This is a genomic window from Aquimonas sp. (genome assembly GCF_044377145.1).
Lineage (GTDB): Bacteria > Pseudomonadota > Gammaproteobacteria > Xanthomonadales > Xanthomonadaceae > Aquimonas.
The window spans coordinates 34,243-52,194 of record NZ_JBILJQ010000009.1 but is presented as its reverse complement, the minus strand read 5'-3'; the positions used below and the strand labels follow the sequence as shown (position 1 = coordinate 52,194).

At 66.8% G+C, this 17,952-nt stretch carries 19 protein-coding genes; 7 read left to right on the top strand and 12 right to left on the bottom strand.

Annotated features, from left to right (window positions below):
- The first annotated feature begins 5 nt into the window (after positions 1–5).
- From mnmA to ACIQ7H_RS04805, 3 genes are all read left to right on the top strand, one after another.
- On the top strand, positions 6–1,121 hold the full coding sequence (gene mnmA, locus ACIQ7H_RS04815; RefSeq protein ID WP_395788944.1) for a tRNA 2-thiouridine(34) synthase MnmA: 1,116 nt from the start codon (positions 6–8) through the stop codon (positions 1,119–1,121).
- Positions 1,118–1,729 carry a high frequency lysogenization protein HflD gene (gene hflD, locus ACIQ7H_RS04810; RefSeq protein ID WP_395788942.1) on the top strand — a complete coding sequence of 204 codons (612 nt, stop codon included), beginning with the start codon at positions 1,118–1,120 and terminating at the stop codon, positions 1,727–1,729. The genes mnmA and hflD overlap by 4 nt, the downstream gene beginning before the upstream one ends.
- A gap of 122 nt (positions 1,730–1,851) precedes the next feature.
- Positions 1,852–2,058: a dodecin family protein gene (locus ACIQ7H_RS04805; protein ID WP_395788940.1), complete on the top strand. Its 207-nt coding sequence runs from the start codon at positions 1,852–1,854 to the stop codon at positions 2,056–2,058.
- A gap of 160 nt (positions 2,059–2,218) precedes the next feature.
- Here ACIQ7H_RS04805 and ACIQ7H_RS04800 read toward each other — a convergent pair whose 3' ends face one another.
- The 5 genes from ACIQ7H_RS04800 to ACIQ7H_RS04780 all read right to left on the bottom strand — a co-directional run bounded on the left by ACIQ7H_RS04800 (position 2,219) and on the right by ACIQ7H_RS04780 (position 7,097).
- The gene (locus ACIQ7H_RS04800) at positions 2,219–3,148 is read right to left on the bottom strand and encodes a M14 family metallocarboxypeptidase (RefSeq protein ID WP_395788938.1); all 930 of its coding nucleotides are present in this window, start codon (positions 3,146–3,148) and stop codon (positions 2,219–2,221) included.
- 187 nt (positions 3,149–3,335) lie between these two features.
- Positions 3,336–4,415 (bottom strand): hypothetical protein, encoded by a 1,080-nt coding sequence (locus ACIQ7H_RS04795; protein ID WP_395788936.1) that lies wholly within the window; start codon positions 4,413–4,415, stop codon positions 3,336–3,338.
- Positions 4,412–5,656 carry a HEAT repeat domain-containing protein gene (locus tag ACIQ7H_RS04790; RefSeq protein ID WP_395788935.1) on the bottom strand — a complete coding sequence of 415 codons (1,245 nt, stop codon included), beginning with the start codon at positions 5,654–5,656 and terminating at the stop codon, positions 4,412–4,414. The genes ACIQ7H_RS04795 and ACIQ7H_RS04790 overlap by 4 nt, the downstream gene beginning before the upstream one ends.
- Positions 5,657–5,723: 67 nt before the next feature.
- On the bottom strand, positions 5,724–6,491 hold the full coding sequence (locus ACIQ7H_RS04785; RefSeq protein WP_395788933.1) for a hypothetical protein: 768 nt from the start codon (positions 6,489–6,491) through the stop codon (positions 5,724–5,726).
- A gap of 3 nt (positions 6,492–6,494) precedes the next feature.
- Positions 6,495–7,097, bottom strand: a complete 603-nt coding sequence (locus ACIQ7H_RS04780) for an RNA polymerase sigma factor (protein ID WP_395788931.1) — start codon at positions 7,095–7,097, stop codon at positions 6,495–6,497.
- 113 nt (positions 7,098–7,210) lie between these two features.
- Here ACIQ7H_RS04780 and ACIQ7H_RS04775 point away from each other — a divergent pair, with 113 nt between their 5' ends.
- Together ACIQ7H_RS04775 and ACIQ7H_RS04770 are read left to right on the top strand one after the other, a co-directional pair.
- A complete protein-coding gene (locus ACIQ7H_RS04775; protein ID WP_395788929.1) occupies positions 7,211–7,786 on the top strand; it encodes a lipocalin family protein in 576 nt (191 codons plus the stop codon).
- A 40-nt stretch (positions 7,787–7,826) separates the two neighbouring features.
- Positions 7,827–8,282, top strand: coding sequence for a putative toxin-antitoxin system toxin component, PIN family (locus tag ACIQ7H_RS04770; RefSeq protein WP_395788927.1), 456 nt, complete (start codon positions 7,827–7,829; stop codon positions 8,280–8,282).
- 76 nt (positions 8,283–8,358) lie between these two features.
- On the opposite strand, the gene ACIQ7H_RS04765 is transcribed toward ACIQ7H_RS04770, so the two are convergent.
- Positions 8,359–9,369: an isocitrate dehydrogenase gene (locus ACIQ7H_RS04765; protein ID WP_395788925.1), complete on the bottom strand. Its 1,011-nt coding sequence runs from the start codon at positions 9,367–9,369 to the stop codon at positions 8,359–8,361.
- Positions 9,370–9,596: 227 nt separating this feature from the next.
- Here ACIQ7H_RS04765 and ACIQ7H_RS04760 point away from each other — a divergent pair, with 227 nt between their 5' ends.
- Positions 9,597–10,745 carry a hypothetical protein gene (locus ACIQ7H_RS04760; protein WP_395788923.1) on the top strand — a complete coding sequence of 383 codons (1,149 nt, stop codon included), beginning with the start codon at positions 9,597–9,599 and terminating at the stop codon, positions 10,743–10,745.
- Positions 10,746–10,770: 25 nt separating this feature from the next.
- On the opposite strand, the gene ACIQ7H_RS04755 is transcribed toward ACIQ7H_RS04760, so the two are convergent.
- From ACIQ7H_RS04755 to ACIQ7H_RS04735, 5 genes are all read right to left on the bottom strand, one after another.
- On the bottom strand, positions 10,771–11,301 hold the full coding sequence (locus ACIQ7H_RS04755) for a regulatory protein RecX (protein ID WP_395788921.1): 531 nt from the start codon (positions 11,299–11,301) through the stop codon (positions 10,771–10,773).
- Complete coding sequence (recA, locus tag ACIQ7H_RS04750; protein WP_395788919.1) at positions 11,279–12,307, bottom strand: recombinase RecA; 1,029 nt, start codon at positions 12,305–12,307, stop codon at positions 11,279–11,281. Before recA ends, ACIQ7H_RS04755 begins: the two co-directional genes overlap by 23 nt.
- Before the next feature lie 133 nt (positions 12,308–12,440).
- Entirely contained in the window at positions 12,441–12,950 is a 510-nt protein-coding gene (locus tag ACIQ7H_RS04745) for a CinA family protein (protein ID WP_395788917.1), read from the bottom strand.
- Between the two features lie 64 nt (positions 12,951–13,014).
- Positions 13,015–13,749 (bottom strand): arsenical resistance protein ArsH, encoded by a 735-nt coding sequence (gene arsH / locus ACIQ7H_RS04740; RefSeq protein WP_395788915.1) that lies wholly within the window; start codon positions 13,747–13,749, stop codon positions 13,015–13,017.
- The gene (locus tag ACIQ7H_RS04735; RefSeq protein ID WP_395788913.1) at positions 13,736–14,089 is read right to left on the bottom strand and encodes an ArsR/SmtB family transcription factor; all 354 of its coding nucleotides are present in this window, start codon (positions 14,087–14,089) and stop codon (positions 13,736–13,738) included. Before ACIQ7H_RS04735 ends, arsH begins: the two co-directional genes overlap by 14 nt.
- Before the next feature lie 191 nt (positions 14,090–14,280).
- On the opposite strand from ACIQ7H_RS04735, the gene miaB reads away from it, so the two are divergent.
- Positions 14,281–15,648 carry a tRNA (N6-isopentenyl adenosine(37)-C2)-methylthiotransferase MiaB gene (gene miaB / locus ACIQ7H_RS04730; RefSeq protein ID WP_395789024.1) on the top strand — a complete coding sequence of 456 codons (1,368 nt, stop codon included), beginning with the start codon at positions 14,281–14,283 and terminating at the stop codon, positions 15,646–15,648.
- A gap of 27 nt (positions 15,649–15,675) precedes the next feature.
- On the opposite strand, the gene ACIQ7H_RS04725 is transcribed toward miaB, so the two are convergent.
- Positions 15,676–17,913 (bottom strand): protein kinase, encoded by a 2,238-nt coding sequence (locus ACIQ7H_RS04725; RefSeq protein ID WP_395788911.1) that lies wholly within the window; start codon positions 17,911–17,913, stop codon positions 15,676–15,678.
- Positions 17,914–17,952: the final 39 nt, after the last annotated feature.

Sequence of the window (17,952 nt, the reverse complement as noted above, 5' to 3'; positions counted from 1 at the left end):
CCGGCATGCAGGGCACGGTCATCGTCGGGATGTCCGGCGGCGTCGACTCGTCGGTCGCCGCCCTGCTGTTGCAGCGCGAGGGCGTACCGATCGAGGGCCTGTTCATGCAGAACTGGGTCGAAGACGCACGCGAAAGCGGCTGCCGCGCCGAGCAGGACCGCAAGGACGCGATCGCGGTCTGCGGTCGCCTGGGCATCCGCTGCCACAGCCGCAACTTCGCCGCCGAATACTGGGACGGCGTGTTCGAGCACTTCGTCGCCGAGTACCGCGCCGGCCGCACACCCAACCCTGACATCCTCTGCAACCGCGAGATCAAGTTCCGCACCTTTCTGGACCACGCCCGCGCGCTGGGCGCCGAGCGCATCGCCACCGGCCATTACGCCCGGGTGCGGAAGCAAGCGGGGCGCTGGCAGCTGCTGCGCGGACAGGATGCCGGCAAGGATCAGAGCTACTTCCTCTACACCCTGGGTCAGTCCCAGCTCGCCGCCACACTATTCCCCGTGGGTGAGCTGCCGAAATCCGAAGTGCGTCGTCTGGCGGCGGAGGCGCAGCTGCAGACCCACGCGAAGAAGGACTCGACCGGCATCTGTTTCATCGGCGAACGCGACTTCCGCGAGTTCCTCGGCCGCTACCTGCCAGCTCGCGAGGGTGAAATCGTCGACCCCGAGGGCGTGCTGCTCGGCCGCCACAGCGGCGCGTTCTTCTACACCCTCGGCCAGCGCGAGGGCTTGAACCTCGGCGGCGTGCGCGGCCGGCCGCAGGCGCCATGGTTCGTGGTCGGCAAGGACGTCGACAATAATCGGTTGATCGTCGACCAGGGCCACGACAGCGCCTACCTGCAGTCGCAGCGGCTGCGCTGCGCCCTGCCCGACTGGGTTGACGATGCGCCGCCCGCTGAGCGTTTTGAATGCACCGCCAAACACCGCTATCGCCAGGCCGATGAAGCCTGCGAAGTCCATGTCCAGAGCGACGGCAGTCTGCGGGTGAGATTCGCGCGGCCGCAGCGCGCCGTCACTCCGGGCCAATCCATCGTTTTCTATGCTGGCGAGGTGTGTCTGGGCGGCGCGGTGATCGAAGCCACCGACGCGCCGCTTGAGGCCCACGCCATGGAGATTGCATGAAAGACCGCGTACTCGCGTTGGCCGGCCTGCTGCAGGCTCTGGCTGCTGTCCGTCAGATTTCGCAGGACGGCCGCGCCGACGCCGAACTGGTTTCCCCGTGCATCGACAGCGTGTTCCGTCTGGACGCCGCCAACGTCGAGGCGGTTTACGGCGGCGTGGTTGCACTGCAGCCGGGGCTGAACTGCCTCGTCAGCCAGATCAAGGGCCAAGCGCGCGACACCGCGATTTCGCGGATGGCGGTCACCGTGATGCAGCTGGAACGGCAGCTGGCGAAGAACCCGAAAATGCTGGAGGACCTGCGCCGCGGGATCCAGTCGGCCGAGCGTCAGCGCGATCACTTCGGCAGCGACCACACCGCCGTAAGCCAGCGCCTGGCCGATCTCTACGCCGACACGCTCAGCCAGCTCAGGCCGCGGGTGATGGTGCAAGGCAACCCGCTGCAGCTGTCGCAGGCGGCCGTGGTGGCACAGATCCGCGCGGCCCTGCTCGCAGCAGTGCGCTCCGCGGTGCTGTGGCGCCAGGTCGGCGGAAGCTACTGGGACCTCGCACTTCGACGCGGCGCGATACTGAAGACAGCGGGCTACCTGATCGAGGGCAGCACTCGCTGAGGGTTTGCATCAGCAACCTGACTGAACGTCTTGCCGGCGGAGCATTCGGCTTTTCGGCTCGCGCGGAAGCCCTGGCGTAGACTCGGGCAGCCGATCCGGCACGCCTTTGCGAGAATCACGCCATGTCTACAGTCACCAAGGTCATCGAAGTCTCCGCCGCATCGCCGACGAGCATCGAAGATGCCGTGCAGGGCGGCCTCAAGAAAGTCGCACACAGCGTCAAGAACATCTGCGGCGCCTGGATCAACGAGACCAAGGTCATCACCAGCGCCGATGGCACCATCACCGAATGGCGGGTCAACATGCGGGTCAGCTTCATCGTCGAGTAGATCTCAGAGCAGCCGCGGCGCGACCCGAGACTGCAATCAGGCAGCGACCTCCGCCTGTGTTTGCACAAGGGCCCGTTCTGCGGGCCCTTTGCTTTCGTTGAGATCGCACGACTGGCTTGGGACACGCCTCGGTTCGACCCAAGCTGGGCCTTGCTCCAGCTCAGCCGTCGCGCGCCGCGCTCAAGGCGAAATCGATCGCCGCACACACCGCCGCCACCTGGGCGTCGTTGCACTGTTGCGGTGTTGCACGTGGGCTGTCGGGGTAGACCTCGGTGGTGCTGGTGAAGCGCGCTGAAGTCAGCCCCGCGCACAGACCGAGCTGCTTGAACGGATACAGGATCACGCCCGGCGCAACCACGGCAGAACCGATGATCTCGCCCTGCGCATCGGCCGGTGCGATATGGGTGACCTGGGCAACGGCCGCGATCACCGCCTGCTGGAAGTCAAGCTGCGGGTTGTCGCTGTCGCCGACCGTGTAGAAGCCGTCGGGTATTTCGCCGGGAGCCGATTGCTTGCCATCGCGGGCCGCCAGCGCCGGGCGGAATTCACTCTCGTCGGTATCGGTGGTCTCGTGCAGATCCATATGCAACAGCACCTGCTCCGCAATGGGTGCGACCAGACGCATCAACGCAGCTGACTCCTGCGCCGGACTGTCCTCGCGAAAGGACCGGTTCGGGTCGATCGCGTGTGCATTCCAGCGGTGAATACGCTCATACGCCCAAGGGCTGATGCACGCTGCGATCAATAGGTTGACCCGCCCTTCGTATTGCGCGGCCCGGGTCGCAGCGAACTGCAGCGCGCCGAGCACGCCGCTGGTCTCGTATCCGTGCACACCGCCAGTCACCAGCACACAGGGCAAGCTCTCTTTCCAGTGGCGGCTGCGCAGGGCCAACAGCGGGTAGCTGTCCGGCGCGTAGTCCAGCTGGCCGTACTGTTCGACATCGAAACGCGCACGCAGCGGTTCGATCAGGCTCAACACATCCGTCGCATAGCTGCGATGTCTGGTCTGTCGCGACAGCCAGATGGCGCGCTCTGCATCGCCCCAGGGCTGTCCGGGTGTGCCAATCGGATACGGGTCTGGGCTGGTCATCGGCAGATTCTCTCAAGCAAGCCTTGGGGCGGGCCGCCATTCTACCGAGCCGGCTCGGCATCACCGCGGCGGCGTATTCGAATCGCAGCTCGCCAGGATGGAGCGTCCGGCGCAGCGACATCTACCGATCCAGACTCACACGCGACCCGGCGCGCACAGGGTGCGGAACGACCACGCTTGACCGCGCTCAGCCAGCTCCATCTGCAAGATGGCGATCCAGAAACTCGAGTGCGCGATCCGAGCCCGACTGGCCCAGCCAGAACAACGCCTGCTTCTTCGCGGCGCGCGGATAGCTGCCCTGCAGCAGGCGGATCAAGGCCTCATCACCGCCGTCCTTGAGCTGACTTAGCGCGAACACTGCTTTCTCCTGCAGCTCCGGCGTGGCATCGACGGCCAGCGCGGCGAGGATGCGCTGTTCGGCATCGTCCCAGCCCGCTTGAGCGATCCAGAACAAGGCGCCGCCGCGCACGGAGTCGCTGCGTCCGGCACCGGCGAGCGCACTCAAACCGGCGCGGGCCTGCGGCAACTCCGACTCTGAAAGCACGAAGGCGAGATGCTCCAGAAAGCCGTCCGACTCGGCTCCGCGCGAAAGTGCAAGCACCTGTTCGATACCCGCCTCGCCGCGCACCTGGCCCAGCCAGAACGCAGCGTTGCGGCGCAGCCCATCCGGCTTGCCGGCGGCGCTGAGATCGATCAGCGCCGAGCTGGCCACGGGCGTGGCGTGCAGGGCCAAGGCCACCAGCGCGCCCTCACCCAGCTCGCTTTTTCGGCCTGGCGAGCTGTGCCCGCGCAGGCTTTGTGCGGCCAGCCAGCGGGCGCTGCTGTCGGGGCTGGTCGAGGCCAGTTCGATCGGCGGGGCGGCCGAGTGCACCGGGCACTGGGCGTCGTAGGCGCGCACTTCAACCGCTTCACTTCCCGCAAAGCGCACGTAGACATCCAGCCGGTCGGTCACGGTCAATTCCGATGCAGACGCATTGACGTGATAGGTGTTGGCACGCGCGTCGAGGTTGCAGCCTCGCCCTTTCAGGTCAGCGCCATCGATGCAGCACGCCACGCCGGTCCCGGCCTGCTTGGGCACCTGCCAGTGCGCCCAACCCTCAGTTGGGGCGCCTTCCAGCGGCTGCGCGAGCGCGGGCTGCGGGCTCAGCAGGGCCATCAGCAGCCAGGCACTCTGCAGCTGACTCAAAAGCCGCAGCTGCAACGCGCCGCCACGCCAATCTTGCAGCTCCTGACGCAGCCGCGCCCACAACACACTGACGATGCTCATCGACCTTCTCCCTCTTCAATCGCTTGTTCGATCGCATCCAGCGCATCGTCACCGCCGAGCAGGCTGACCAGCTTCAGCAGCTCACGCTTTTCGTCCGCGTCCTGCGCTGCGTTGTAGAGCTGCCGCAGGCCGCTCTGGTGGCCGCTGATCAGCAGACCCTCGCGCGCTGCAGCCTTCAGTTCCGCCGACTCCAGCCGCGGGTACAACGCGACCAGCTGCTCGCCGGCACCGGCGATGCCGAGTCCGCGCAGGGCCTGCATGCGCAGCGGTAGCGCGGCCTTGCCCGTGGCGACTGCGACGAGATCGTCGCTGGCGCCCGCAATACCGAGCGCGTCCAAAGCCGACTCCTGCACATCGGCGTCGGTGCTTGTGGAGAGCAGCTGGCGCAACTCGTCCAAGGCCCCCATCGCCCCAAGCAGACGCACCGCCTCGGCGCGCAGCTCGGTGGAAGGATCCGTCTGCGCGGCCTGCAGCATGGAGGCGGAATCCGAGCTGATCATCCAGGCTTGCAGCACCGACTGCCGCACCTTCAACTCCGAACTGTCGCGATACAGGGTTTGCAGCGCTTGCCGGGCGGCGTCGTTGCCGGACATGCCGAGCATGCGGATCGCGCGGTCGCGCAAGTCAGGCTCGCCGCTGCGGGCGATCTGCAGAATCTGCGCGCTGGCCTGTGGATCATCGATCTGGCTCAACACAAACAACGCCCGCTCCTTGCTGCGTGCGCTGTAGTTGCCGGCGATCACCCGCTGCAGCAAGGGCAGCGCACGCTCGGAGGGCGCGGACAGCAGGCCCGCCAGAGCGGATTCGACCAGGTCTTCGCGCTCAGCAGCGTCGGCTGCAACGCTGGTGGCAGCAGCGGGTGCGCCGAGCAGACTTTGCGCTTCGGCCAGCCAGCGGCTTTGCGGGAACTCGCGCTGCAGGCGCTCGACGGTGGCGCGAGCCTCAGCCACGCGGCGTCCCTGACGCTGTGCGTAGGCCTGCCAGTACAGCGCGCTGTCGGCCGCTGCCGGCTCGTCGCGACGCAGCTGCTGCTCCAGTTCGAGGAACAGCTGCAGGGCCTGCTCCCAGCGACCCTGTTTCAACTGTTCATGGCCCTGCCAATACAGGGTCTGGCTGGCGCTGCCGCTGGGCGCCATGGCGCGGTCATCGGGGGCGGCGGCGGCAGAGCCGACCGCCAGCGCCAGGGCGAAGCCGAGCGCGCGCAGCGGCAGCGCGAGCGGGCGAGTGATTCGATTCATCATGGCCGGACTCCTGTCCTTGAATGAGGGTGCAACGGGTTTCGGATACACGACATCCGTCAGGCGGATATCAGGTGCTGGTGATCGCGTTGCGGGCGCGCAGGCCGGCTTCCGCCGCGCGCACCTGGAAGATCAGATCCGAACGCTCGACGAAATCGCCCAGACCTGTACGCAGTTGGATGTCATCGGCCTGCGCCGGGTTAGCCAGCTCGATCAACACAGGCTCCAGCGTCTGCAGCAGATCGACCAGGCGGGTGTCGCCGCTATGGCGCGCCGCGGCTAGATAGAGCCGGTTGTTGTCGATCAGCGCGCGCGCCAGCTCCGCATTGCCAACTCGCAGGCTGTCGCCGTCGACGTTCACCGCGGTCATCAGTGCCCGCCGCGTGCTATCGAGGTGCTGTGCCAGAACATTCGCATACACGCGCTCGCTGGCAACGACGGGCGTTGGCGGCTGTTGCTGCAGGCCATGCTCGCGTCCGGCCATGAAACTCACCGACAGCAGCACGGCCGCAGCGATACCCGCAGCCAGGCCGCGCTGCAGTCGACGTCGGCCAAAGCCGTGTCGATGGCTCAACCGCGCCTGTGGCGGCACCGCGGCATCAGCCGCTGCACGCGCCGACAGACCTTGCCAGATCCGGTCTGAAAGCCCCTGCGCGGGCTCGGGAGGCAGATCCAGCGCACTGGCATCGAGCGTGGCGCACAGGCCGGCATAGCGCGCCGACAGCGCGACATCGATCGCCAGCGCTGTATCGATCTCGCGCAATCGCGCCTGCGGCAGGCCATCGCGGTAGTGGTAGAGGATCAGCTCGCGGTCATCGATCGGCGACGTCGTGGTCATGCTCTAGCTCCAGTCCTGCAGCGCCGCGCGCAGCTTGCGCACGGCGCGGAAAATCGCCTGTTTGCTTTGGCCGATGTTGAGCGACAGCTGGGCGGCGATCTGCTCCAGCGATTCGCCCTCGACATGCCGCAGCACGAAGGCGGTGCGCTCCATCACGCTCATCTGCGTGAGCTCCGCGCTCACCCGCGTCGCCAGCTCGGCGGCACGCGCATGTGCCTGTGGGCCGGGCGCAGCGTGGTGGGATTCGGTATCAACATCGGGCTCGGCATCGACGAACAGATCCAGCGATGACGCGTCCTCGCCGTCGGCATCGGACTCGCTTTGCTGATGTCGATGGCGCGCGTTGCGGCGCAGCTGCTCCAGCGCGGCGTTGACCGCAATCCGATGCAGCCAGGTCGAGAACGCGGCGCGGCCGTCGAACTCGGCCAGCGCACGCCAGGCCTTGTAGAAGGCCTCCTGCGCGGCGTCTTCGGCCAGCGCGACATCGCGGGTAATGCGCCAGCACAGCTGAAACACCGCCCGGCTGTGCAGCTCGACCAGCTGACGGAACGCAGCGGCATCGCCGCCTCGGGCGGCACTCAGTATCGCGGTAGGGTCGGAACTCATGCCGGCTTGGATGCGCGGCGCCGAAGTCTGGTTAGCACGTGCGCGCCACAGATTTCGCGTCACCTGCACTCGCGCGGGCCAAGCATGCGGCTGCACCCACTGGATCAACCGCCATGCCCAAGCTCCTGAATCTGCGTGCGGCCCTGCTGCTGAGCATGATCGCAGCGATCGCCGCCTGCACCACCCTGCCGAAGGAAACCGCCATGTCGCGCCCTGCCATCGCCGCGCTTGACCTGCCGCGCTTCATGGGCCGCTGGTGGGTGATCGCCAACATTCCCTACTTCGCCGAGCGCGGCAAGGTCGCCAGCTCGGACAACTACAGCCTGCGCCAGGACGGCGGCATCGATGTGGTGTACGCCTACCGCAAGTCGTTCGACGAGACCACCGAACGCACGCTGAAGGCCAGTGCGCGGCCTCTTGAAGGCAGCGGCGGCGCGCACTGGAAGCAGCGCTTCTTCGGCGTGTTGTCGGTCCAGCTGCAGGTGCTGGAGGTCGACTCCGAGTACCGTTGGGCGCTGATCGGCAACCCCAAGCGCAGCCTGGCCTGGGTGTTCGCGCGCGAGCCGCAGATGGACGCTGCGACCTATGCCGAGCTGGTCGAACGCCTGCGCCCGCACGGCTACGATCCGGCGGACCTGCTGCGCGTACCGCAGTCGGCGGCACAGGTCGGTCAGCCCGGATTCCAGTAGTCGAAGAGCGCGCTGCGGCGCAGGCGCGGCAGAATGGGCAATGCCCGCCGACGCCTTCGCCCCGTCCGTTCAACGCCTGGTGCTGGACACCAATGTCTGGCTGGATCTGCTGCTGTTCAACGATCCGCGCTGCGCGGGCTTGCGGGCATCCCTCGACAGCGGCCGCGCGGTCGCGCTGTCGAATGCCGCCTGCCGCGAGGAGTGGCGTCGGGTGCTCGACTACCCCGCGCTGCGGCTCACGCCCGCAGAGCTGTCCGTGGCCTCGGCGCGATTTGATCAGCAGGCGAAGATGGTGACGATTGCTTCGCGCGCCCTGCCCTGGCCGGCGCTGCCGCGCTGCCGCGACCCGGATGACCAGAAGTTTCTGGAGCTGGCCTGCGCCGCCGACGCCACCGTGTTGCTCAGCCGCGATCTGGCCCTGTTGACCCTGGCTCGACGCACGCGCCGGCTCGGATTGTTCGACATCTGCACACCGGAAGCCTTGGGCAATACTTGAGGTCGTAGCGAGGGACGCCCCTGCAAGGTCGGCAGGGGCGACTCCGATCTCATCTCATTGCACAACGCTTCGTCGGTCAGGCCCCCAGCCGCTCGATGATCGCATCGGCAAAGCTGTCGGTGCTGCCGGTGCCGCCGAGGTCAGGGGTCACGCGATCGCGCGCTTCCATGGTGGCGACGATGGCCGCACGCAACCGCTTGGCGTCCGCTTCGAGATCGAGGTGTCCGAGCATCTGCGCGGCGCCCAGCAGCAGGGCACAGGGGTTGGCGATGCCCTGCCCGGCAATGTCCGGCGCCGAGCCATGCACGGCCTCGAAGATTGCCGCCTTCTCGCCGATGTTTGCGCCCGGGGCCAGCCCAAGACCGCCGACCAGGCCGGCGCAAAGGTCGGAGACGATGTCACCGAACAGGTTGGTGGTGACGATCACATCGAACTGCTCGGGCCGCATCACCAGCTGCATGCAGGTGTTGTCGACGATCATTTCCTGGGTTTCGATGTCCGGGTACAGCTTGGAGATCTCGCGCGCCACTTTCAGGAACAGGCCCGAGGTGCTCTTCAGGATATTGGCCTTGTGCACGATGGTGACCTTGCGCCGGCCGGCACTGCGCGCCAGCTCATAGGCGTAGCGCACGATGCGGTCCGAACCCTTGCGGGTGATGCGCTGGGTCAGGGTGGCGACCTCACCATCCGGCGACACCGTCTGGCCCTCACCGATGTAGGCGCCTTCGGTGTTCTCACGCACGGTGATGATGTCGATGCCGCTGTAGCGAGCCTTGGTGTTCGGGAACGAAATCGCCGGGCGAACGTTGGCATAGAGGTCGAAGCGCTTGCGCAGGGCCACGTTGATCGAGCTGAAGCCTTCACCGACCGGCGTGGTCAGCGGGCTCTTCAGGGCGATGCCGAGCCGCTCGATTGTGTCCACCGAGGACTGCGGCAGCAGCTCGCCGTGTTTCTCCAGCGCCACCATGCCGGCGTCGATGAACTCGTAGACCAGACCCAGCTGCATGGCGTCCAGCACCCGCAGGGTGGCGTCCATGATTTCCGGGCCGATGCCGTCGCCGCGGATGACCGCGATAGTGGTGCTCATGATGATTTGGATCTCGCAGGGTTGAATTCGAAGGAGCACGCCGCCGCCCGAGCCCTGCATCTTTTGTGCGAGGCCACGGCAGGAGTCACGGCGAAAGTCGCGGCGCGCAGGCCAGTGCAACAGGGTAGCGGCGCGCAGGCTGACCCGCCATTATCCGAAAGACGGACCTGAAGCGGAACCTGCCGATGGTCGCGGTGGTCGCCGCAGCTGCGGTACAGTCTCGGCCCATGAACGGACTCTCTCGCCATCCGCGGCGCTCAAACTTCCCGTTTGCTGGCCTTTGGGTGGCCGCAGCGGCGATCGGCAGCCTGTGGTCAGCAGCTCCAGTCGCCGCGGCAGGCGCCCAGATCACAGCGCTTCAGCCGGCTCTGCGCAGCGGCGACGCCCTGCATCTGCGCATCGAGGACAGCTGGCCCAACGCCTGCACGCCCGAACTCAGCAGTGTCGAAGTTCGTGGCCGCGACATCTGGGTGCTGGCCCGCGACACCAGCGCGCGTCGGGTTTGCGGCCAGGTAGTGTCGAGCTATGTCATCGACACCGGCAGCCAGCTGAATGTGCGTTCGGCGCTGGTCGAGCCCGGCGTACAGCGCATCCACTACGCGATTGATTCCGACGACGGCCTGCGCTTGCGCGGCTTCGAGCTGCTGAGCATGGGGACATCAGCCGCACCCGCCAGCGCGCCGGAAAACGGCTACTGGTGGGCCGACCCGCAGGACGAAGAGCGCTATGCCGGGCCTGGCATCGGCCTGAACCTGGAGCACCAGGGCGAGGCACTGAGCCTGGTGCTGTTTGGCTATGACGCCGAAGGCCGGCCGGATTGGTCGATCGCCAGCGGCGAGCTGGGTCAGAACACGGCGAGCCTCAGCCTCAGCCGTTTGTCGAATGGATCAGGCCCGCGCGGTGTCTACCAGCGGCCACAGGGTGTCGAAAGCCTGGGCCGGGTTTTGGTCGAGTACGAAGGGCCTGCCAAGGCGACTTTCTGGCTGGTGTATTCGGAAGCCGAAGGCATCGATCTCGTTCTGCGTCCGCTGCCGATGGTCCGCTTCAGCTTCGCCCAGTCGACCGCGGAGACTTGGCTCGGCCAGTGGCTGCTGGTACTACCCGGCGAGGTTGATTCGCGACCCGAGACCCACAGTTTCGAACTCAGCCAGCTGCGTCCCACCACCAGCGGATTCGCGCTGACCGATGGCAAGGGCAAGGTCGAACTGCTGTGTGTCGCCGAAGACCAGACCACCGACCGCCTGCCTGACCTGTGTCAGCTGCGGATCGCCGATCAGGCCATCGAACTCGATTTTGACCGTCTTGGCCTGGCACGGCTGGATGGCACGGACACCGAAGGCAAGCGCGTGCGCCTGCTGCAGATCGCGGCGGACTAGCAGTCCACGGTCGTCCGCACCGGTGCTACTGCCCTGCGAACTCTTCGTCATCCTCAGCGCCGGCTGACAGCACCACCAGCACCGCGCGGATACTGTCGCCGCCAAAGCCGCGGCGAACCAGCAGGTCGGCCAAGCGTCGCCGCTCACGCGCATCACTGACGCCATTCGGAAAGCGCCTGCGCGCCAACTCCAGCGCGCGCTCGGTCCAGCTGGATTGATCGTTCGCATACTCAAGCAGAGCACTGCTCTGCTCGCCTTTGACCCCGTGCTGGGCCAGCTCCGCGAGCAGATGCATCGGGCCGCGGCCCGAATCTGCACGGCTGCGCACCAGCGATTCAGCGAAACGGGTGTCGTCCTGCAGACCCGCCTGCTGCAGACGCGACAGCGCGGCCTCGACCTCATCGGGGTCGAAGCCGCGCTGGATCAACTTGCGTTTGAGCTCGATGCTCGAATGTTCGCGCCGCGACAGCAGCCCGATCGCTCGCGCCAGTGCGGAATCCCGCGGCCTCCGCCGCGCAGACTCCGCGCCCGGATCAGTCGGCGGCGGCGTCGGCATCGGGCGAAATCGCAGTCGGCACGAACAGCTCGCGCAGCTTGACTTCAAGTTCAAGCGCGGCCGCGGGGTTGTCCTTCAGCCACTGGCGCGCGTTCTCCTTGCCCTGGCCGATACGCTCGGCGCCGTAGCCGTACCAGGCGCCGGATTTCTCGACCAGCTTGGCCTCGACGCCCATTTCGATCAGCTCGCCCTCGCGGCTGATGCCTTCGCCGTACAGGATCTCGGTAACGACCTGTTTGAACGGCGGCGCCATCTTGTTCTTGACCACTTTGATCTTGGTCTGGTTGCCGATGATCTCGTCGCCTTTCTTGATCGCGCCGATGCGGCGGATGTCCAGACGGATCGAGGCGTAAAACTTCAGCGCGTTGCCACCGGTGGTGGTTTCCGGGCTTTGGCCGGGCATCATCGCGCCGATCTTCATGCGCAGCTGGTTGATGAAAATCACCATGCAGTTGGAACGCTTGATGTTGCCGGTCAACTTGCGCAGAGCTTGGCTCATCAGTCGGGCCTGCAGGCCCGGCAGCTGGTCGCCCATATCGCCTTCGATCTCGGCACGCGGAGTCAGCGCAGCGACCGAATCGATCACCACGATGTCGACCGCATTGGAGCGCACCAGCATGTCGGCGATCTCCAGCGCCTGTTCGCCGGTGTCGGGCTGGCTGACCAGCAGGTCATCGACGTTGACGCCGAGCTTCTGCGCATAGCCCGGATCCAGCGCGTGCTCGGCATCGACAAACGCAGCGGTCCCGCCGGCCTTCTGGCACTCGGCGATCGTCTGCAGGGTCAGGGTGGTCTTGCCGGAGGATTCAGGGCCGTAGATTTCGACCACGCGGCCCTTGGGCAGGCCGCCGATGCCGAGCGCGATATCGAGCATCAGCGAACCGGTGCCGATCACCTCGGCCTTCTCGATCGGGTTGTCGCCCATACGCATGACCGCGCCCTTGCCGAACTGCTTCTCGATCTGGGAAAGGGCTGCGGAAAGCGCACGCTTCTTGTTGTCGTCCATGGCGGATCCTTGACGGCTGGGTCGTTGAAAGGTCGGGGGAGACTGCGGAAGCGCATTCTCAGGAGCTGAGACCGCCGCCGCGAGGCAGGCCCACAGTATCCCACAGCCCCCGACTGCGCCCTCGGTGAAAGGCTCAGCGCGGGGTAAGAATTCCGCGGATGCCGCGCAGTGCGACCGCGACTGTCTGCCGGCGGATCTGCTCGCGATCGCCGGCGAACTGGTGCAGTTCGGCGCGCGGATAGCCGCCACGACGCTTCCATGCCAGCCAGACCGTGCCGACCGGTTTGTCCTCTGTGCCGCCGCCTGGGCCGGCAATGCCGGTGACCGCCACCGAGACCGTCGCGCCGGTGTGGATCAATGCTCCGGAGACCATTTCCAGCACGGTTTCTTCGCTCACCGCGCCATGCTTCAGCAGAGTGTCGGGGCGTACACCGAGCAGCGCCTGCTTGGCCTCGTAGCTGTAGGCCGCGATGCCGCACTCGAACCAGGCCGAGCAGCCCGGCACATCCGTCACCATCTTGGCGATCCAGCCACCGGTACAGCTTTCAGCCGTGGCGAGCGACAGATGCTCCCGCTGCAGGCACTCGCCAACGCGGCGCGCGAGGTCCAGCAGTTCGGTATCGCTCGGTGCGAGTTCGGGCATGGTTGGGCTTCCGCGGATTCGACGCGCGAGCATGGCGGCGCGCGTCGCTGTCGGCAAGCCTGGCTCAGACGGTGGCCGCTTTCGCCAGGGCAGCGGTGGCGTCCGCCTTCAGCCCGACCTCGCGGCGCTCCGAGTAGCGATCCACCAGGCTGGCGGCATGCGGGCGCAGCAGCACGGTAAAGCGCACCAGTTCCTCCATCACATCGACGATTCGCTCGTAGTACGCCGAAGGCTTCATCCGCCCCTGCTCATCGAACTCCTTCCAGGCCATCGCCACACTGCTCTGGTTGGGAATGGTGAACATGCGCATCCAGCGCCCCAGCAAACGCAGGGTGTTGACCGCGTTGAACGACTGCGAGCCGCCCGACACCTGCATCACCGCGAGTGTGCGGCCTTGCGTCGGGCGCAGCGCGCCGATCGACAGAGGCAGGTGATCGATCTGCGCCTTCATCACCGCAGTGATCGCGCCGTGGCGCTCGGGGCTGCACCAGACCTGCCCCTCCGACCACAGCGACAGCTCGCGCAGCTCACGCACAGCCGGGTGATCGTCGTTGCTGATCTGATCGGGCAAAGGCAAGGTCGAGGGGTCGAAGATGCGAGTGTCGGCGCCGAAGAAGCGCAGCAGACGCGCCGCTTCTTCCACCGCCAAACGCGAGAACGAGCGCTCCCGCAGCGAGCCATACAGCAGCAGGATGCGAGGCGGCTCGCCGCTGCCCAAGCCTGCAGCAGGGCGCCGCTGGGCGTAGTGCAGGTCCAGCGCGGGCAGCAGATCGGGGTCGAAAAGTTCACGCAGGGGCATGCAGGTTCCTTGATGGTTTTTGGCGAGTTGGCGATTTCAGCCGTCGGCCGGGCTCCGGCCGAAGCGGATCACCCAGTTCGCAGCCTTCGCCGCTGGCCTCACAGCAGCCTTGCGAAAGCGCTTCTATCAGCTCGCGGGTCGCTGCGACCACGGCGAAGTAACGGATGTCCCCCGCCTCGGCCCTGCCTTCGATCAGGCCAGAGCGCAGCAGAGCCTTCAGATGAAACGAGAGTGCAGTTCCGCCGATCCCGAGCTGGCACGCCAGCTCCTGCGCTCGCGCGCCGCTTCGGCCCTGCTTCAGCGGGCGACGAAAGAGGCTCAGCCGGGTGGGCTGGGCCAAGGCGGAAAGTCGACGGACCAAGGTGTCGGTTTGCATATTTCGATATTTCCGGAATTTTCAAATCAATGCAACCCGTCGTGCCGCATCGGCACGCGACGGTGGCCCCAAGTCCATGACGTGCCTACAATTGCGGCCTCGCTGCGCGCGCGGATCACACGCGTCGCGTGACCACCCTCTTCTGCAAGGTTCCAATGCCCATGGCCGGCAAGCTCTTCGTCAAAACCCACGGCTGCCAGATGAACGAGTACGACTCCGCCAAGATGGCCGACGTGCTGGCTGCGTCGCACGGCCTGGAGTTGACCGACAACGAGGACGAGGCCGATGTCATCCTGGTCAACACCTGTTCGATCCGCGAGAAAGCGCAGGAAAAAGTGTTCAGTCAGCTCGGTCGCTGGAAGCAGCTCAAGCAGAAGAACGACAAGCTCATCATCGGCGTCGGCGGTTGCGTCGCCAGCCAGGAAGGTGCAGCGATCCTGAAGCGCGCGCCCTATGTCGACCTGGTGTTCGGCCCGCAGACCCTGCACCGCCTGCCGGAGATGATCGAGGCCAAGCGCGAGTCGGGCCGTCCGCAGGTCGATATCAGCTTTCCCGAGATCGAGAAGTTCGATCGCCTGCCGGAACCGCGCGCCGACGGACCGACGGCGTTCGTTTCGATCATGGAAGGCTGCAGCAAGTACTGCACCTTCTGCGTGGTGCCCTACACCCGCGGCGAAGAAGTCAGCCGGCCATTTGCCGATGTGCTGCTCGAAGTGGCGCAGTTGGCCGAACAGGGGGTGAAAGAGGTCAACCTGCTAGGCCAGAACGTCAACGCCTATCGCGGCCTGCTCGACCGAGACGATGCCGAGGCCGGCACTGCCGACCTCGCCGACCTGATCCGCGCGATCGCGCAGATTCCGGGCATCGGCCGCATCCGCTACACCACCTCGCACCCGGTCGAATTCAGCGACAGCCTGATCGAGGCCCATCGCGATGTGCCGGAACTGGCCTCCTTCGTGCACTTGCCGGTGCAGGCCGGCGCCGATCGCATTCTGTCGGCGATGAAGCGCGGCCACACCGCGCTCGAGTACAAGGCCAAGATCCGCCGTTTGCGCGAGGCCAAGCCCGGCATTTCGATCAGCTCCGATTTCATCGTCGGATTCCCCGGCGAGAGCGAGCGCGACTTCGAGGCGACCATGAAGCTGATCGAAGACATCGGCTTCGACCAGAGCTTCTCCTTCGTGTATTCGTCGCGCCCGGGCACACCGGCGGCCAACCTGCCGGATGAAACCCCGGCCGCCGAGAAGAGCGCGCGGCTGGCGCGCCTGCAGGCGGCAATCGATGCCAATGCCAAGGCCATCTCGCAGGCCATGGTCGGCAGCGTGCAGCGCGTGCTGGTCACCGGCACCAGCAAGAAGGATGCGAACGAACTCACCGGCCGCACCGAGAACATGCGTTTCGTCAACTTTGCCGCGCCCGCTCGGCTGATCGGCGAGTTCGTCGATGTGGTCATCACCGAGGCGATGAGCAATTCGCTGCGCGGTCGCGTCTATCTGTCCGATCAGGACGTCGAGGCCGCCTGACGTCCAGCGACAGCTGTCCAGTCTCTGCTAAGCGTCGCAGGCGCCCGCAACAGCCTGTGCGGCCGTGCTCAACGCGGCCTGCTCGCGCGGCAAGCGCTGCGGCAAGTCCTCTACGCGCTGCGCCGCGAGCGCAAGTTCTTGCCTCGCGGCAGTGCAGTCCCGCTGCTGCGCGGCCAACCGGGCCCGCAGCATCGGAATGTAGGCCAGGTCGCGCGCATAGTCGGACGCGTGTCGAAGCAGCACCGGCTCCGCCAATGCCAGCCAGTCGCGCGGCCCGGCCAGATCGGCTCCGCCCAAGGCATGGGCCGCACGTTTGACCCAGGTCGCAGCCCGCTCGGGATGTTCGCCACCGTACTCTTCCAACAGCACCGGCAAGGCGGCCTCGAAACGCTGCTGGGCCGCTTCGCGTTCGCCGTTGGCCAGTTCGGCCTCGGCCAACAGCACTTCGCCTTCGGCCCGACGCAAGGGCGAAAACCCGGTCGGGTCGGCAGCGATCACGGCCAGACTCTTCACCAGCGCTGCCTGCGCGGTGTCCGCATCGGCAGCGCGCAGCGCCGCCCATCGGCGCTGCCGCCAGTAGTTCTCGACCACGCCCTTGGGTGCGGCCTTGGCGCTTGCGCCGATCAGCACTTCGGCGCGCGCGAACAGGCGCCGCGACAGCGCGAATTCGCCCTGCTTGGACAGCACGCCACCGGCGCGGGCCAGGGCATCGACGGCGTTGCCGGTGGCAACCGTGCCCTCGCCCACCAGCGCCTCGATCTGGGCGGCGCTGACCCGCGCCCGCGACGCGGCTGCGGGTGAATCCTGCGCATGCATCAACAGGCCGAGAATGACCAAGCGGGCATCCAAGCTTGCGCCCGGATCACGCTCAGCCGCGAGCAGTGCCGTCTGCAGCAGCGGCTCGGCGTCGCCACCGCGGCCGAGATTGATCAACGCGTGTGCGATCTCCACCGAGGCGCGTCGCACCAGCTCGGGCTGATCGTCGGCGCGCTGCTGCAGGGCGGTGGCAGCGCCAAGCAGGAACTCCCCGGCGGTGGCTTCGCGGCCGGCGTACCGGCCTGGATTGGCCGAGCCCAGCACGTCCAGCAGAGACTTCAGATGTGCCTGCGCGGCGCGAGTCTGCAGCTGCGCCTGCTGCAAGGCCACGATCGCCCCCAGGCTCAGTGTCACCAGCACCGCAGCGGCGAGATCCAGCGGCCAGCGAAAGCGTGTCAGCAGGTAGCGCGTCTGCGCACGCGCACTGCCGATGCCGCTACGCAGTGGGCGTGCCGCCAGCCAGTCGCCCAGGTCATCCGCGAGCATCGCGACGCTGGCGTAGCGATCCGCCGTCAGCTCGGCCTGGGCCTTGGCAAGGATGCGTCCGAGGTCGCCACGCGGAGTGACCGTCGTCCGGCGCGCGTCGTCGATCGCCGAATGCGCAGAGCCGCGGGCCAGATCGATCTCCGGCCCCCGCTCGGTCAACAGTTCCTGCAGCACCCGACCGAGCTGAAAAACATCGGTCGCTGTAGTGATCTCGCCGCCGCGCTGCTGCTCCGGCGCCGCGTAGGCCGGCGTCATCGCCAGCGAGGTCTGGGTGCGCTCGGTGTCGCCCGGCTCAAGCAGGCGGGCGATGCCGAAGTCGAGCAGCTTGGGGCGGCCTTCGGCGTTCACCAGCAGGTTGGCGGGCTTCAGATCGCGATGCACCACCAGATTGCGGTGGGCCAGCTGCACCGCATCGCACACCGGCAGAAACAGGCGCACCCGCGCCGCGGTATCCAGCGCGCGCCGCGCGCACCAGTCGGTGATGCGCTCGCCCTGCACATACTCCAGCGCCAGCCAGGGGCGCCCATCGGCGCCGATGCCGCCGTCAATGAGATGGGCGATGTTCGGATGCAGCAGGCGCGCGAGGATCTGCCGCTCGCGCTGGAAACGCCGGTTGGCGGCCGGCGAGAACCCTGCCTCGCGCACCCGCTTCAAGGCCACCTGCTGTTCGAAGCCACCGTCGATCCGTTCAGCCAGATACACATCGCCCATGCCGCCGCGGCCGATCCGATGCAGCAGCCGGAACGGCCCCAGCTGTGCCGGCACCGCCGCAGCCGTGGCGGCGTCCAGATCGGCTTCGTCGAGCTTGTCGAGCAGGCCGCGCAGCTCGGCGGCGAGTTCGGCATCGGCTTCGTCCAGCCGGGCCAGAATGGCCGCGCGGCGATCCTGATCGGCATCGACCAGCAGGTGGAACTGGTGGCGCAGGCGTGCGAAGTGGCTGCCGTCGGAAGTGTCGATGTGCATGCCTCAGACGTACGTCATTGCGGCCCGAAACCGACATGC

Coding starts and splice junctions, on each gene's coding strand:
- hflD (WP_395788942.1), top strand. CDS start 1,118: ATGAAAGACCGCGTACTCGCGTTGGCCGGCCTGCTGCAGGCTCTGGCT.
- ACIQ7H_RS04745 (WP_395788917.1), bottom strand. CDS start 12,950: ATGCCCGAACTCGCACCGAGCGATACCGAACTGCTGGACCTCGCGCGC.
- ACIQ7H_RS04780 (WP_395788931.1), bottom strand. CDS start 7,097: ATGAGTTCCGACCCTACCGCGATACTGAGTGCCGCCCGAGGCGGCGAT.
- arsH (WP_395788915.1), bottom strand. CDS start 13,749: ATGCCCCTGCGTGAACTTTTCGACCCCGATCTGCTGCCCGCGCTGGAC.
- ACIQ7H_RS04770 (WP_395788927.1), top strand. CDS start 7,827: ATGCCCGCCGACGCCTTCGCCCCGTCCGTTCAACGCCTGGTGCTGGAC.
- ACIQ7H_RS04765 (WP_395788925.1), bottom strand. CDS start 9,369: ATGAGCACCACTATCGCGGTCATCCGCGGCGACGGCATCGGCCCGGAA.
- miaB (WP_395789024.1), top strand. CDS start 14,281: ATGCCCATGGCCGGCAAGCTCTTCGTCAAAACCCACGGCTGCCAGATG.
- ACIQ7H_RS04790 (WP_395788935.1), bottom strand. CDS start 5,656: ATGATGAATCGAATCACTCGCCCGCTCGCGCTGCCGCTGCGCGCGCTC.
- ACIQ7H_RS04805 (WP_395788940.1), top strand. CDS start 1,852: ATGTCTACAGTCACCAAGGTCATCGAAGTCTCCGCCGCATCGCCGACG.
- ACIQ7H_RS04785 (WP_395788933.1), bottom strand. CDS start 6,491: ATGACCACGACGTCGCCGATCGATGACCGCGAGCTGATCCTCTACCAC.
- mnmA (WP_395788944.1), top strand. CDS start 6: ATGCAGGGCACGGTCATCGTCGGGATGTCCGGCGGCGTCGACTCGTCG.
- ACIQ7H_RS04725 (WP_395788911.1), bottom strand. CDS start 17,913: ATGCACATCGACACTTCCGACGGCAGCCACTTCGCACGCCTGCGCCAC.
- recA (WP_395788919.1), bottom strand. CDS start 12,307: ATGGACGACAACAAGAAGCGTGCGCTTTCCGCAGCCCTTTCCCAGATC.
- ACIQ7H_RS04800 (WP_395788938.1), bottom strand. CDS start 3,148: ATGACCAGCCCAGACCCGTATCCGATTGGCACACCCGGACAGCCCTGG.
- ACIQ7H_RS04775 (WP_395788929.1), top strand. CDS start 7,211: ATGCCCAAGCTCCTGAATCTGCGTGCGGCCCTGCTGCTGAGCATGATC.
- ACIQ7H_RS04760 (WP_395788923.1), top strand. CDS start 9,597: ATGAACGGACTCTCTCGCCATCCGCGGCGCTCAAACTTCCCGTTTGCT.
- ACIQ7H_RS04795 (WP_395788936.1), bottom strand. CDS start 4,415: ATGAGCATCGTCAGTGTGTTGTGGGCGCGGCTGCGTCAGGAGCTGCAA.
- ACIQ7H_RS04755 (WP_395788921.1), bottom strand. CDS start 11,301: ATGCCGACGCCGCCGCCGACTGATCCGGGCGCGGAGTCTGCGCGGCGG.